At 41.1% G+C, this 14,982-nt stretch carries 10 protein-coding genes; 4 read left to right on the top strand and 6 right to left on the bottom strand.

Features of this window, described 5'->3' with window-relative positions; genetic code table 11:
• The first annotated feature begins 263 nt into the window (after positions 1–263).
• Both FC85_RS12380 and FC85_RS12375 read left to right on the top strand, forming a co-directional pair.
• The gene (locus tag FC85_RS12380) at positions 264–1,433 is read left to right on the top strand and encodes an amidohydrolase (protein ID WP_057865847.1); all 1,170 of its coding nucleotides are present in this window, start codon (positions 264–266) and stop codon (positions 1,431–1,433) included.
• 5 nt (positions 1,434–1,438) lie between these two features.
• On the top strand, positions 1,439–2,695 hold the full coding sequence (locus FC85_RS12375; RefSeq protein ID WP_083485134.1) for a M20/M25/M40 family metallo-hydrolase: 1,257 nt from the start codon (positions 1,439–1,441) through the stop codon (positions 2,693–2,695).
• A 180-nt stretch (positions 2,696–2,875) separates the two neighbouring features.
• Here FC85_RS12375 and FC85_RS12370 read toward each other — a convergent pair whose 3' ends face one another.
• From FC85_RS12370 to FC85_RS12350, 6 genes are all read right to left on the bottom strand, one after another.
• Positions 2,876–4,330, bottom strand: coding sequence for an ABC transporter substrate-binding protein/permease (locus FC85_RS12370; RefSeq protein ID WP_057865876.1), 1,455 nt, complete (start codon positions 4,328–4,330; stop codon positions 2,876–2,878).
• A gap of 304 nt (positions 4,331–4,634) precedes the next feature.
• Positions 4,635–5,981: an NADP-specific glutamate dehydrogenase gene (gene gdhA / locus FC85_RS12365; protein WP_057865846.1), complete on the bottom strand. Its 1,347-nt coding sequence runs from the start codon at positions 5,979–5,981 to the stop codon at positions 4,635–4,637.
• Between the two features lie 630 nt (positions 5,982–6,611).
• The gene (locus tag FC85_RS12360; protein ID WP_057865845.1) at positions 6,612–8,045 is read right to left on the bottom strand and encodes an MFS transporter; all 1,434 of its coding nucleotides are present in this window, start codon (positions 8,043–8,045) and stop codon (positions 6,612–6,614) included.
• 404 nt (positions 8,046–8,449) lie between these two features.
• Positions 8,450–10,144, bottom strand: coding sequence for an oleate hydratase (locus FC85_RS12355; RefSeq protein WP_057865844.1), 1,695 nt, complete (start codon positions 10,142–10,144; stop codon positions 8,450–8,452).
• A gap of 14 nt (positions 10,145–10,158) precedes the next feature.
• Positions 10,159–10,290, bottom strand: a complete 132-nt coding sequence (locus FC85_RS16210; protein ID WP_263862676.1) for a hypothetical protein — start codon at positions 10,288–10,290, stop codon at positions 10,159–10,161.
• 108 nt (positions 10,291–10,398) lie between these two features.
• Entirely contained in the window at positions 10,399–10,971 is a 573-nt protein-coding gene (locus tag FC85_RS12350) for a TetR/AcrR family transcriptional regulator (protein ID WP_057865875.1), read from the bottom strand.
• Positions 10,972–11,609: 638 nt separating this feature from the next.
• On the opposite strand from FC85_RS12350, the gene FC85_RS12345 reads away from it, so the two are divergent.
• Together FC85_RS12345 and FC85_RS12340 are read left to right on the top strand one after the other, a co-directional pair.
• Positions 11,610–13,040 (top strand): DHA2 family efflux MFS transporter permease subunit, encoded by a 1,431-nt coding sequence (locus FC85_RS12345; RefSeq protein ID WP_057865843.1) that lies wholly within the window; start codon positions 11,610–11,612, stop codon positions 13,038–13,040.
• 206 nt (positions 13,041–13,246) lie between these two features.
• The gene (locus tag FC85_RS12340) at positions 13,247–14,581 is read left to right on the top strand and encodes a hypothetical protein (RefSeq protein ID WP_057865842.1); all 1,335 of its coding nucleotides are present in this window, start codon (positions 13,247–13,249) and stop codon (positions 14,579–14,581) included.
• Positions 14,582–14,982 lie beyond the last annotated feature (401 nt).

Genomic DNA, 14,982 nt, shown 5'->3' with positions numbered 1-14,982 from the left:
TGTAAATCAAGGATTTCATCCAGGGGTTAAATGACCCTTACAATCACGTCATTTAATTATTTCTTTACACGATATTAAAAAAACACTCCTTTGTCTGTTTATAGATAGAAATAGCTATGCTTTCTGGTATAAACTCATTTGACCTGCTTTGACATAATAAGTTATCAAAAATTAATAATAACAGCTAATTTCCTTGACTATCCTGAATAGAACTCTTAGTGTATTATTAAATATGCATTAGAAAATTATTAGGAGTGACCTTCATGAATGGGCAAACTGTAGTGCCGCCGGAATTAAATAAACGGATGATTCGAATTTTTAAAGAATTCCATGAACATCCGGAACTATGTCATCAGGAATCTTGGACAACCAAACGAATTAAGGCCGAATTAACCCGGATCGGAATTCCATTGCTGGACTTTCCGATCAAAAGTGGTGTTGTTGCGGAACTTGGAACCGATGGCCCAATCATCGCACTGCGAGCAGATATTGATGCACTGCCCCTTCAAGAGGAGAGTGGTCTGCCTTATCAATCCAAAATTGCTGGTGTTGCCCATGCCTGTGGTCATGATTTTCATATCATGGCATTGCTTGGTGCCGCAAAATTACTTAAAACGCAAGAATCGCAATTAAAGGGGCGAATTCGTTTCATCTTCGAACCTGGTGAAGAACGACACGTCGGGGCAGTCGAAATGATTGCTGCTGGCGTTTTAAAGGATGTTAAGGCCATTTCAGGCATCCATAATATGCCCACCCTACCAGTTGGAACAGTGGGCATTAAGACTGGTAAATTGATGGCTTCAAACGATAATTTTGACGTCACGATTACTGGAATTGGCTCTCACGCTGCCATGCCACAGACTGGTCGCGATCCAATTGTTGCTACTGCCAGTATTATCATGCTATTGCAAACCATCGTCAGCAGAAATATTTCACCCTCGGATCGGTTAGTATTAACCGTTGGCCAAATTCGTGGTGGTCACACCAATAACGTCATTCCTGAGACGGCTGGTTTTAAGGGAACTATCCGAGCCTTTTCGGCAACCGACCGCAAACTTGCTAAAAAACGATTTTACGAAATTGTCAATCAGACTGCTGCTGCCTATGATCAGTCAGCTGCCATCAGTTGGGACCAGGGACCGGCACCAGTTGATAATAATGAAGACGTGACTGATATTATCCAGCATGCAGCAGAAACCTTCATGGATGTTGTCCCCGCAATTCCTTCAAATGCTGACGACGATTTCGCTACCTATGAAGAATATGTTCCCGGCTGCTACGCGTTCATGGGAAGTCAGGGACAGTCAAATCTCCATCATCCTGACATGATCGCTAATCCAGACGGACTTCAATATGCTGCCAAATATCATGAACAGGCCGCATTAGCACTGCTTAATGCATTAAACCATCACGAAAGTTTTGAGAGGGACTAACCATAATGGATAAAAGTGAAAAACTACAAATATTAGAAGATCTCATTTCATTCCGGACTGTTAACGATAATGAACATTTAGTGACCAGCTATTTACACGATCTGTTAGCTAATCATGGTATCCCATCCAAATATGTTCAATATGCCGAGGGTCGGGATAATTTAGTCGCAGAATTTGATACTGGAAACCCTGGCCCGGTTCTTGGTTTTTCCGGTCATGCTGATGTTGTCCATGAGGGAGCCCTTTCAACTTGGACCACACCGCCATTCGAACCCAGTGTTCGCGATAATCGTTTGTATGGTCGGGGCACTTCTGACATGAAAGGCGGTACAGCCGGGTTAACAATTGCGTTTATTGAATTAATTGAAGCACATCAAATCAAAAAGGGAAAATTGCGACTTTACGTTACAATGGGTGAAGAGGTCGGTGAACTCGGTTCTAAACTTTTAGCCGACGACGGCTTGGTTGATGACTTGGATGCGGTTGTAATTGGTGAACCCAGCGGTGTTTCAAAAGAACGTTTAGATGACTATGTTGACAGCGGCGGGGCTAAGTTCCCATCAAAATTAGCAGCCCAGCTTCATCAAGTCAGCCACGATAATGGCGCCGCAGAACAACATTTTATTTTTTACGCTCATAAGGGCTGGCTCATGTATAAAGTAACGGCGCATGGTAAAGCCGCTCATTCCTCAATGCCTAAAATGGGCGTTAACGCAATTGATATGCTGATTAATTACTACTTAAAAGAAAAGCAATTTTATCAAACGATTAAAGCTTCAGATCCGGTTTTAGGTGAGACAGTCTATGCACCAACAATTATTCAGGGTGGGAAACAAATTAACAGTATTCCTGACAAAGCAACTCTCCAAGTTAAAATTCGAACAATCCCCGAATTCGATAACCAGACAATCATCAACAAACTTCATGAAATGATCACCGAACTCAATCAGCGACCTGGCTACAATCTGTCAATTGAAATTGCCAGTAAACGACCTGTCATTAACCATCCAGGTTCAAAGATTATTGATATTGCGCAAGCAGCCGGGAAACACCATCTTCATGAATCACTTGATTTACCAACGATTGGGGTATCACTGGGAACCGACGCTTCAGAATATACTCGGGTAAATCCTAAAATGGACGTGGTTGTCTTAGGACCAGGAAACACCACCAGCCACCAACACGATGAGTATGTCGACTTAAACACATACTTTAACATGATTGATACTTATCAAGAAATTGGCAGCCAATATTTAAAATAGTCATCAGAAACCAGTTTTCAATAAATGAAAACTGGTTTCTTTTAAGTTCTCATTTATTGAAAACGGATTGTTCACTTTCCCTATAAATCACCTTTCATCTCCCAAAAAATCGGCAACTAATCAATCACTTACTTTCTGATTAGTTACCGATTTTAATTTTGTTATCAAGCCTCATTTTACTTATTTATCCAATTGATAATGCTTCTTCACCAAGTTTGATAGGTAAGACAATAGTCCGATCATGGCCAAATACATCAGCGATACTAACAACCAGACTTTAAAGCCCTCCATATTTCGTGAAATGATAATGGTCCCTTGTTGCGTTAATTCAGCAACCCCAATGGCCGATAATACTGAGGTTCCTTTCAATGCAATAATAAATTGATTAATGAACGACGGTGCCATAATTCGCAATGCCTGTGGTAAAACAATGTATCGCATTGCCTGCCAATAAGACATTCCGTTCGACTGTGCGGCCTCCATTTGTCCTGAATCAACCGCCTCAATGCCACCTCTAACAAACGATGCCGTATAGGCGCTGTTCTCCATAACAATGGTAATCACCCCAGCGATAAATAATGGAATTTTTTCACCTGTTAAGTTCGGAATCCCAATATAAACGAAGAAGGCCAGAACCATGACGGGAATACTCTTAAAAACAAACGCATACGTCGATGAAATCCCCCGTAAGAGTTTACTTGGCAGTGAACCTAGGACACCTAAAATGATCCCAATAATCGTCGCAAAAAAGATGGCCACAACCGTAATTTCCAGCGTCATTTTGATACCGTTAATAAATGACGTTGAGTTACTCTTTAATAAGCCAAAGTAAGTTCGATCCGATTTAGATTCAACCGGAATCGCTGACTTACTCTTTTCACCAGTATAAAAGTGGACAATTTTAGCATACGTGCCATCTTTCTTAATGGCGGCCAAGCCAGCGTTAAACCGCTTCAACAGTTCAGCGTTTTGACCCTTTTTAACACCAAAAGCAACTGGATTTTTATTCTTGGCGGCGCCAACCAATTTTAAATTCATGTGGTTTTTTATCGAGTACAATAATGTGGCAGTCGAATCAATTGCTGCATCCGAATTACCAACTAATACATTGCTCAACTCCGTGTTACTATCATTAAACCGCTGAACCCGAAACCCATATTTCTTCTGGACGCTTTCAGCATATTGTTCCGAAGTTGACCCGGTTTTAACAGCCACTACCTTTCCTTTCAAGTCTTTGTAGCTCTTAACGTCACTGTTTTTAGGAACGGCTAATGCCAAACCAACATTGTAATAAGGTTTGGAAAAATCAATTTTCTCTGCCCGTTCAGGAGTCGCCATCATTGCAGCGATAACACCATCTACCTGATTACCCTCAAGCGCTTGAACCGCACCGGCAAAGTTCATAATCTTAAACGTATATGTAAAATTTTCCTTCTTGGCAATTGCCCGCAAAATTTCAACATCTAAGCCCGGATGCTTCGTATTATAAGATCCTTGCTTATTCTGAATTTCAAATGGTACAAAGGTTGGCCCCACACCAATCGTATAATGTTCTGCTGATTTTGCGGATGCAATATTATTCATTAAAAACATCGACGCAAAAATTATCAATCCTGAAATTAGGATTTTTCTAATCCACTTCAAAATACCCACTCCTTAAAAGTCGTTTTATAAAATATAGCATTATATCAGCCTTATAGGAAGTGAAATCATTTTTTTATTTACTTTTTTACTATATAAATGACGTTTTTTTATCAAACAAACACTTGTAATAACAATTCTTATGAGTGTTTCTCTAATTTTAGCTATTTTTTTATTCACCTTTTAAAATATTAATACATTTAATGCCTTGGATGACATAAAACATCACATTTACTGCCAAAATAAAAAATCATCCAAACGCGAGCTTGAGGCGTCTAAATGATTTTTAATGGTTAGCTTATACCAATCCCTGTGCCAACATTGCCTCGGCTACTTTTTCAAATCCAGCAATATTCGCACCGGCTTGATAATTTTTATCCAGATGGTACTTCTTATCAGCGGCTTCCGACTTTTCAAAAATATCTTCCATAATATCATGCAATCGATTATCAACCGTTTCAAAACTCCATGAGAGCCGTTCACTATTTTGACTCATCTCAAGAGCTGAAACAGCTACGCCACCAGCGTTAGCAGCCTTGGCGGGTCCAAAAACAATGCCATTCTTGCGATATGTGGCAATCGCTTGAGGATCACTTGGCATATTAGCACCCTCACAAAGATATTTCGCACCATCTTTGGCAATTAGGCCAGCTTGTTGTTGATTAATTTCATTTTGAGTTGCACATGGTAATGCCAAATCATAATCAACATCAAAATCCCAAACTGAGCCCTCGTGGTATTGAGCAGTTGCAACCCGATCAGCATATTCCTTAATTCTGCCACGCTCAACTTCCTTAATTTGTTGCACAATTTTGTAATTAATGCCACTTGGATCATACACATAACCATCGGAATCTGAGCAGGTAATCACCTTTGCACCCAACTCAGTTGCTTTTTGAATCGCGTAAGTTGCCACATTACCAGCACCGGAAACCTTGATTTTTTTACCAGTTAACGTATCGCCCTGTGCTTTAACCAGTGCATTTGTATAATAAAGCAAACCAAAACCGGTCGCCTCTGTTCGAGCCAAACTACCGCCAAATGTGAGTCCTTTTCCAGTTAGAACACCGTTTTGATACCCATTCAAACGTTTATACGCGCCAAATAAATAACCAATTTCACGGCCACTCACACCGATATCACCAGCTGGAACATCTAGATCCGGCCCAATATGACGTTGAAGTTCGGTCATAAAGCTCTGACAGAAACGCATGACTTCTGAATCAGATTTACCTTTCGGATCGAAATCACTACCGCCCTTGGCACCACCAATTGGTAGACCGGTTAAACTATTTTTAAGAATTTGTTCAAACCCAAGAAATTTGACCACGCTTAGCGTAACACTGGGATGTAATCGTAAACCACCTTTATATGGGCCAATGGCTGAATTGAACTGAACTCGCCAGCCGCGGTTAACATGAAATTGACCATCGTCTGATTGCCAGGGAACCCGAAATTGAATTGCCCGTTCAGGTTCAACCAACTGAGCCAATAAATTTGCTTTAATATACTCAGGATGCTGTTCAAGTACCGGCTCTAAACTATCTAATACCGTAAAAACAGCTTCTTGAAATTCAACTTGATCTGGATCGCGACGTTGAATGTCATCCTCAACAGATTGGATATATGATTTAGCATTGCTCACGATAAATTCCCACTTTCTTTTGACATTGTATCAACAGACCAACATACAGCTTACTAAAGATAACTTACGTCGGTATGTTATCTATATTATCAGAATTATTATGAAAAATCTTCTCACTTTATGAATTTTTTACTAAACATATCAAAACTATCTCCAAAGGCAAATTGAAACATAATATATCCTTTGATTGAAACACACGTAAAATAACATCGGATTAAAAACAATCATTCCATTTACATCAAAAATCGGCCGCCAAAGATCATCTTTCAATAATCTTCGGCGGCCGATCAACTTGATTACGATGACTGTGTGTATTCAAAAACTATTTTAACACCAACACAACCCCAGCAAACGTGGATAATGTAAAGCCAACCCACGCCACTGCACAAAAAGCAATTTGCGTTTTATTTTTTCGAACAATTGCATAAAGCAAACCTACCAAAAGAATCACCCAAATTGCGAAAATTTTCTGATAAATTGTCACTGCTTAATTCAACCTCTAATCGTCCAAAAATAGTATCAATCTAAATAATGTTTTAACGACTAATTTACTCGCAAAGCTGACGTTAATCAAGCGTTAATAATAATTTTCTCAACGAACTAATAACCGCTGTAACTTGGATACAGTTGCTACTGGTTGACAGCTTTCTCGGGATGACGTTTCGAACTCAGATATCTTACTAAAACAATGACCAATGCAATCGCGGAAACCGTCGTTGCAACCCAGAAGACATTGGTGAAAGCCTGCATAAACCGATTACCTAAAGTTGACGTAATTCGACCAACTCCTGGAAGCTGGAAGAACAGGATTGCGGAGCCAAAACTAATCCCGATCGTCAACCCCAGTGTCCGGGCAAATGAGTTAAATGAGCCAGCAACCCCGGCTAATTTTTTATCAACCATTCCCATTGTTAAGGCATTGTTGGGTGATAAGAAAATTGACATGCCAATCCCATTTAATAAAATTGCGGGAATAATACGATACATGTTCAACCCTTCCGGAAACAGTGCGTAACCGATTTGAGAAATCATCAACACTGCCAGCCCAATGACGGTCATTAGTTCACGATTAATTCGATCGGCCAGGAAACCGGTAAAAGGCGTCGTAACCAGCATCGCAACGGATTGCAACATAATAATCAGACCACTGGTAAAAGGCGTCATCCCATTGAAGCTTTGGAAATAAAATGGCAACAGGATATTTGAAATTGCATTTACCAGCATGACCAGCATCAGCGCTAAAATTGACGTCATAAACCCCCAGTTTCGAATCACTTCGGGGGCAATCCATGGCAAATTTGCCTTGTCATCTTGGAAAAACGAGTAAATCGTAATTGCACCACCAACCACGAAGAATCCTAACCCCATCAGCAGCCCGGATCTACCACTTTGGAAAAAAGTACCACTCAAGAAAAATAAGATAATACCAATTGTAAACAGATTTTGGCCAGTCCAATTAGCTCCCTTGGTTACCTTTAGAATATTTGACCAAGTTTCTCTTGGAATGGGCAAAAATTTGAATCCCAGCCATAAGACAAACAGGCCGAATGGCACGTTAAATAGATAAATCCATCGCCAACTCGAAATTGACATAATGAAGTCGCCAATCCCTGGACCGGATATTGATCCCACCGAAATAAACATTGAGATCATTGCCAATGCTTCAGCACGCCGGTCGTTTGGAAAGTATTGCGTCACAATCCCCATCGAATTGGCCATAATCATCGCCGATCCAATCGCTTCGATCACTCGGCCAAATAGCAAAATAACAAAACTTGGTGCAAGCCCAGTTATCGCAGCACCAAGAACAAAAATAGAACCACCGGCTAAAAAGACACAATTTTTGGATAAAATATCACCTAAATGACCAAACATAACTAATAAAATGGCAGTTGTAATTAATCCGGTTTGAACAACCCAGGTAGCAGCACTACTCGATACGTCCATCGTAACCGCAATTTTGGGAATTGCTAAACTTGTACTCGAACCTGAAAGTGCTGTTAGAAATGAAAACATCCCCAGCACGCCAATCACAGAAAGATTTTTCCCTCTACTCTCAGCCATAATGAACTCCCCCTTCTTTTCACCCACATTTATAACACGAAACTGAAGATTTAGGAGAAGATTAGTTTCGATTTGTTCAGGCTAAATTGGAAAGTCTTAAAAATTAAGCACTAATTTTTGCTGAATAAGGACATGTTTTGGAAGATAACTCTTGGCTGAGTGCTCCTAGTTTTGCATATCCTTTTTTACCCGGCTAAAACGTGTGACCACAAGCAGATCCCGACCATATAAAGCCATTCGGCCCGATACCCCAAGTTCTGGGATATCTTTTTTTACCTAGTCAAAACGTGTGACTGAAAGCAGATCCCGGCCATATAAAGCCCCTCAACCGGATACCCTAAGTTCTGGGTATCCGGTTGAGGGGCTTTATATTCTGGGATCTAACCGCTTTCTGTCACACTCTGTTACCTAAACATCTTCCGCGTTGCTCTCGCTAATGTCTTTGGATCCTTATCGTACCTTGGATTTTTCACTAACTTAGACATTGGGATGCCCGCAAAGTGATATGCGGCAATTTCACCGGATCGAACCGCACTCTGCTCCGTGAAGACCATTTGATATGGCTGTTCCGCAAATTCACCCGTGAAGGCTAGGTTTGTTGAATGAGCCGGAATGACCAACGGGCGATCTGCCTTTGCCCGATTATTAAATAGAGCGGACGCATATGGCATATATGACGGAATATTATTGATAATACTATCCAAAATTTCCTGCTTTTTATCCATAATATTACCCGGACCTGGATCAACCTTGGATAATTGGCCAATTAACTCCTCGGCCATTTCTTTACCCGTCATTTCAATATACGGTTTTTCAACAAATTCGCCCCGACGGCGTGGATACAAGAAATACCCCCAGATTACCGATTCATTTGGCTTTTGGGTTGTAAAATGTGGTTGATGATGAACCACAATCGACATATTGACATCCTTGTTACCTAACGGCGTAATTGGAGATGTTGATAAGAACGAATTTAACGCATTCCCAGGAACCTGCGTTGTGATTCGGGTAATTTCATTTAACAACGTATGATTCTTGGTGGTTAATGTGAAACTAACCCATTCGCTGGCATCCCGATCCGCGAAGAACTTATCAGGATTGCCCAAGTTGTAGAAACGATCGGTTGCTTTCTTCCATAAACTGGCAGCGGCCCCATAATCCATATTTTCCGCAGCAGGCGTATTATAATCACCTAACGTTGCAGAATCAGTAATTGACCCATTGGTGAAGATAACGGCGGTGTCATCATCAACATCGACATGTTCGACTTCATCTGTTTCAGTATTTGTCATTTTTAAGCCAGTAACAGTAATTTGATCCTGCATTGGCGTGTCCTTAAATTCAAAATCCGTTACTCGTCGGTTCAAAACAATATTGACGCCCTGCTCTTTCAAATAGTTAATTAGCGGCAGCATCATACTCTCATACTGATTATATCGGGTTCGGTTAACCCCAACCAAATGCTCAATTTGAGTAAATTCATAGATCATTTGGTGCATATATCGACGTAACTCTTGAGCTGAACTCTGAGTTCGAAAAGCAAAGGTTGTTTCCCACATATACCAGAAATTAGTTTGGAAGATATGTTGATCTTCTTTGAAATAATCAGCAATCGTGACGTTATCAAGTTCTTCTTCCTTAGAATCCGGCATCAGAATTAGTTTCGTCAGGTACCAACGATCCTTGTTGTTGAGACCCAACTTACCGCCGTCAATAATGCCCTTGCCGCCTTCCATCAACCGGGCTTTATCAAAGGTCCGGTGATGGGCATCAAAATCACGAGTATCTTCAGCGGCCGTCATTGCCGGTTCAGTAGCTGATGGTACCCGATCCAACAGATCCATCAAATCAACGTATGTCCGGTAATTAAGCATCCGACCACCACGAGCAATAAACCCTTTTGTATTATCTAAGGGATGATTCTTGTTCCAATATTCGTCAGCAGCTTCATCGGCAGCCGAACCATCATTGGAACCATGATCATCAATTGAATAAAAGGTGATTTGATTACCCTGCCAATGACCTTCTTGAATTAAGTAAACAGCGGCAGCCATATTTGCCAGACCGGCACCAATCATAATGGCTTTACTTTTTGTCATATGTGAACTCCTCCTTATCGATTATCGGAATCTTCAAACTGATCGTATAAATGAGCATCATTTTCAAACCAGCCAATTGATTTTAAGAAATAAACGCCCAGCATGATAACTCCCACACCGGTAACAACTAATTTTTTATGTTTCATCGGAAAGCCTCCTCAAACATGACGCCTTGCAGTCATCGTTTTAAATGTTACTAATTTGTTCTACCTATCATTGTAAAGGTTTCCAATCGAAAATAAATGGTCAATTGGTTAACTTTGCCCAAAATCAGGGAATTGACGACCATTTTGAATCGCGTTTTCGATTCCACCGGTTAGCATAATTTCTGCCCGTAAGACAACTGCCCCCTTAGGCTCCTTCAAACCATTGGCCAACCACTGAACAACTTGCATCACCAACGCCCATCCATAGAAATTGGTAATCGACTTTTGAAGCTTGGGTGAAACCGTCAACTGAGAATGAACAATCACTTTTTTCACTAAATCACGGGCAACTGAATACAAAAAGTTTTCAAGCAGATCACGGGCAACCGAACGAAATGTTTCCAGACAAAATTGTTGGTTATCTTCAATGTAATCAAGAATCAATCGATAGGCAATTTTCCAATCCTCAATCTTTGTATAAGCTTCAATGTTTGCCAATAATTCCTGCTTATAAATCCACTCTAGCAATGAATAGATATCATCAAAATGATAATAAAACGTATTTCGGGTCAGCTTCGCCTTTTTTGTCAGCATTTCAATCGTGATATGGTCAACGGACGTCGTTAACATCATTGTTTTTAACGTTTCAGCCAGTTTCCATTTCGTCGCTTGTTTAGCCATCTGCATCCCTCCCTGAGTTGGATATTTACCTATATTATAGCCGGCAATTATGACAGGATAAAAAGGATTTTTTGGCGTAATCATTTTTTCAATCAAATTTTTTATTAATTGAAACTGCCACGTGTAGCCCTTAATCGGCAAAGCTTTTAATTTTGAAATCTCCATGTTCCCCAAGTTACAGCGCTGAAATGGGTGACAAAGGACGACTATCTCCCAATCATATAAGCCCTTAACTCAATATTCAAACTTTGAATGTTCGGTGGCCTGTTTACTTGGCTGAAACGTGTGACAGAAAGGCTCTTTCCACGGTTGAGCGACATTCTTATTTAATGGTTTTACAAATAAGATTTCAAAATGTAAAAAGGATTCCATAGCGTTTTCGTGATTTTTGTGGTCTAAATATCCTTACCTGCTCGTTGAAGCATGGAAAGAGCCGACAGAAAGCAGATCCCGGCCATATAAGCCCCTTAATCCAATATTCAGACCCAGATTATTCGATTAAGGGGCTTATATTCTGGGAGTTAACCGCTTGCTGTCACACTCTATACCAGAAAACACTTACGAAAAACTCCCAACTATGGTAATGTAATCAATTGTCGTTACAGAATTGTTTTCAGAAAAGGAGCGTCATTACTTAAATGGAAAAATCTTTAAATACAGCCGATGAAGCTGCAGAGCCAAAACAAGCTGCCAAACCGGTTACCCGCCCGTTTCTGGCCATGCTGGGAATGCTGATTGGTGGCTTTGTGGGAATGCTCAGCGAAACATCCCTCAACATCGCCCTGCCAACCTTAATGACTCAGTTGCACGTCAATATTGGGACTATCCAATGGTTGGTTACTGGCTACATGCTCATTATTGGAATTGTTTTGCCATTATCAAGTCTACTCAGCCGAATTTTCTCGACTCGTCAAATTATTCTATTCGCTTTAATTGACTTCATGGTTGGAGCCACCATTTCTGCACTGGCTCCCAGCTTTGGCATGCTGCTAATTGGTCGAATGATTCAAGGAATTGCGACCGGCTTGATTTTACCGTTAATGTTCACAGTTGCAACCTTAATTTTCCCACCTTATAAATTAGGATCCGCAATGGGGATGATTGGCTTGGTCATTATGTTTGCCCCAGCCATTGGCCCGACTTTGGCCGGAATGATCTTAGGAATCCTTTCATGGCAGTGGATTTTTTGGTTGTTCGTCCCATTTTTATTAATTGGCTTTTTTTTGGCTTTCAAATATCTGCCAAACGTCGGAACCATTACGAAACCAAAAATTGACAGTTTTTCAATTTTACTATCAACACTGGGATTTGGCGGCCTGGTAACTGGCGTCAGCCTGGCCAGCGACTCCGGCTGGACTTCCCCCAGTGTGCTGGGAACCCTTGTTGTTGCGGTTATTTTACTTGGCTGGTATATTCATCGCCAAGTTAAATCAGCCACGCCAATATTAAACTTCAAAGTTTTTGCCAACAAACAGTTCCGGACCGGTGCCATTCTGGTTATGTTGGACTTCGGGATCATTTTATCATCGATGTACCTTCTACCAATGTTCTGGCAAAATGGATTAGCCATCCCGGTTGCGTTAACTGGAATTGTCATGCTGCCTGGTGGCATCGTCAACGCAATTGTTTCCGCGATCGCCGGTCGATCTTCTGATACAGTCAGCCCACGATTACTAACCACATTGGGATTTGGCATCACCATTATTGGGATCATCGCCTTATTATTCGCCACTTCGACATCACCGGTTTGGTATGTCATCATGGCACACATCATTATGATGGTCGGTGTCCCACTATCGATGTCGCCGGCCCAAACGTTTGGCCTCGGTGCATTAGATCAACGAACTTCCAGTGACGGCAGCACAATTATGAATACCTTTCAACAAATTGTTGGTGCGATTGCCACCGCGATCGCGACTAGTTTACTGGCATTTGGTCAACAATTATCTAGTACCGCCAGTCATCAGGTTGCTTTTACAACCGGTGTCCACGTCGGTCTCATTTTCCCATTAGTATTTGCAATTTTGGCGCTTAGCCTGTCATTAACCATTAAAGAAAACCACGCTTAATGAATCAGATAAAAATCCGCTGATCTAAACGAGTTATGAAATTCGTTGACCAGCGGATTTTTATCTGTCACACTTCTTAAGATTATCCCAAGAAAATGCCCATTTGGCTAAACTCAGTGTTAAAATTAGGCCTTCGTTTCTACCTGGTGTTACATTGGAGTTGTGATAGAAATATCGCGCAAATCAGATATGGGGGCATAAAGAATATGAAATCTAATTTAAAAAAGTCACTTTACGTTGGCTTGGCCGCACTCTCCATGGTTACCGCAACGGGTTTTGCCGCAACCAACGCTAGTGCCAAAACTTACGCAACTGTGAATTCGAACTCAACATTAACAACTGACCCAACCACCCGCAACGTGGCGACAAACGGCACCAACGCTTTGTATACTAAAGCTGGTACCTTACGTGGTGCCCGAGTCATTGCTGGTAAGGGGACCTTATCATCATATGGCAGCTCAAATAGTTCGCAACAATATTTCCGGGCATACCGGGTCGCAACAACCAACCGCGGTTCTGTTTATTACAAGGTTGTCTCCTTCAATGGTAATCTTCGTGGCTGGATCTACGGCGGCAAAAGTACAAACACCTTTGGCGGTGGTATCTCATCCACAAACACAATGACCCAAGCTGGTCTACCAACTATCACCAAGGGATATACTTTAACGAACGCCGCCAAGAATTCACTCTGGGTTAATCCAAAGTGGAGCCAGTATAAAGCTCAGGCAGCTGATATGAGCGGCTACAAAACCGGCGATACCTTTACCATTACCGGTGCTGCAACCAAAACCCGTGAAGGTTGGTTATATTATCAAGTCACAGATGACAACAATTCAGCGGTTACTGGTTGGGTATTTGCTGGCGGCCTGACCGCACCAACAAGTACAACACCGATAACGCCAACGACACCAACTACGACACCTACCAAAGATAATAGCGTTCAAATTAATTATTTAAATGCTTCAGGTCAACAGGTTGGTCAAACATACAACTGGATTATCCAAAACAGTGACTTGAGAAGTGGCGCTAAGCTAACTAATGGTGCTAAACTAACTGATATCTTAACCAATGCCACTCAACTTGAAGATGTTGCCAATAAGAACGTTCCTACCGGCTATACAGTAAGTAAGACGCAAGATCCAAGTCATCCTTACACCAATGTTACCGTTGGCAGCACCTACTCGGTTTATGTTGATCAAGCGGTTCAAAAGTATGCATCACAACTGACATACTATGATTCAAACACAGGTAATCCGATTCCAAATTCAGCACTGGTTGAAAATTCATATCCACAATTAACCACAACTGAACAGGGTCTCTTCAGCAGTTCAACCCAAGCTACAATTGCACCAACGTTGTTTGATAACAGCATCTTCACGACTGGAAGATTAGCCGCTTTAACTGGCAATCAAGTAAGCGCCAACGGCCAACTCGTTACGCCAAGTTGGAAATTTGATGCTAATAAAACTAAGCAAGCCAATGCTAATGCCAAGTACGGCGATACAATCAAACTGTACTATGCTGAAAATCTTATCAAATAATTTCTGTTATAGAACATACGTAAAAAAATAATCTAAAATTAGATCCGGTTAAGACTGTTTAATCAGTTTTTGGCCGGATCTAATTTTGATTTGATTTCATCACTTTCCAACTTTTGTTACCTGGATACTTGAATTGATGTCACATGCCAGTATCCATTTTTCTTGGTCATCACTAAATCTGTTTGTTTATCGTTAATTGAACAGGCAAAGTATTCATCGTTGAAATCGCCACCCTTCGCATCTGAAAGGCTGCTAACTTTGTTACCGGGAGCGTTTTTTAAGAAAATAAAGGTGCTTCAATTAGCGGATATCTTCTTTAGAATTCTGTGATTCCTTTTTGTAGGGGTTGCCAAGTATGAGTTAACTTGACAACGTAAATCATATTTCACGTTAAAGCCCAT

The sequence above is a fragment of the Lentilactobacillus diolivorans DSM 14421 genome, assembly GCF_001434255.1.
Taxonomy (GTDB): domain Bacteria; phylum Bacillota; class Bacilli; order Lactobacillales; family Lactobacillaceae; genus Lentilactobacillus; species Lentilactobacillus diolivorans.
The sequence above is the reverse complement of the archived record's forward strand: the minus strand, read 5'-3'. Positions and strand labels throughout refer to the sequence as shown.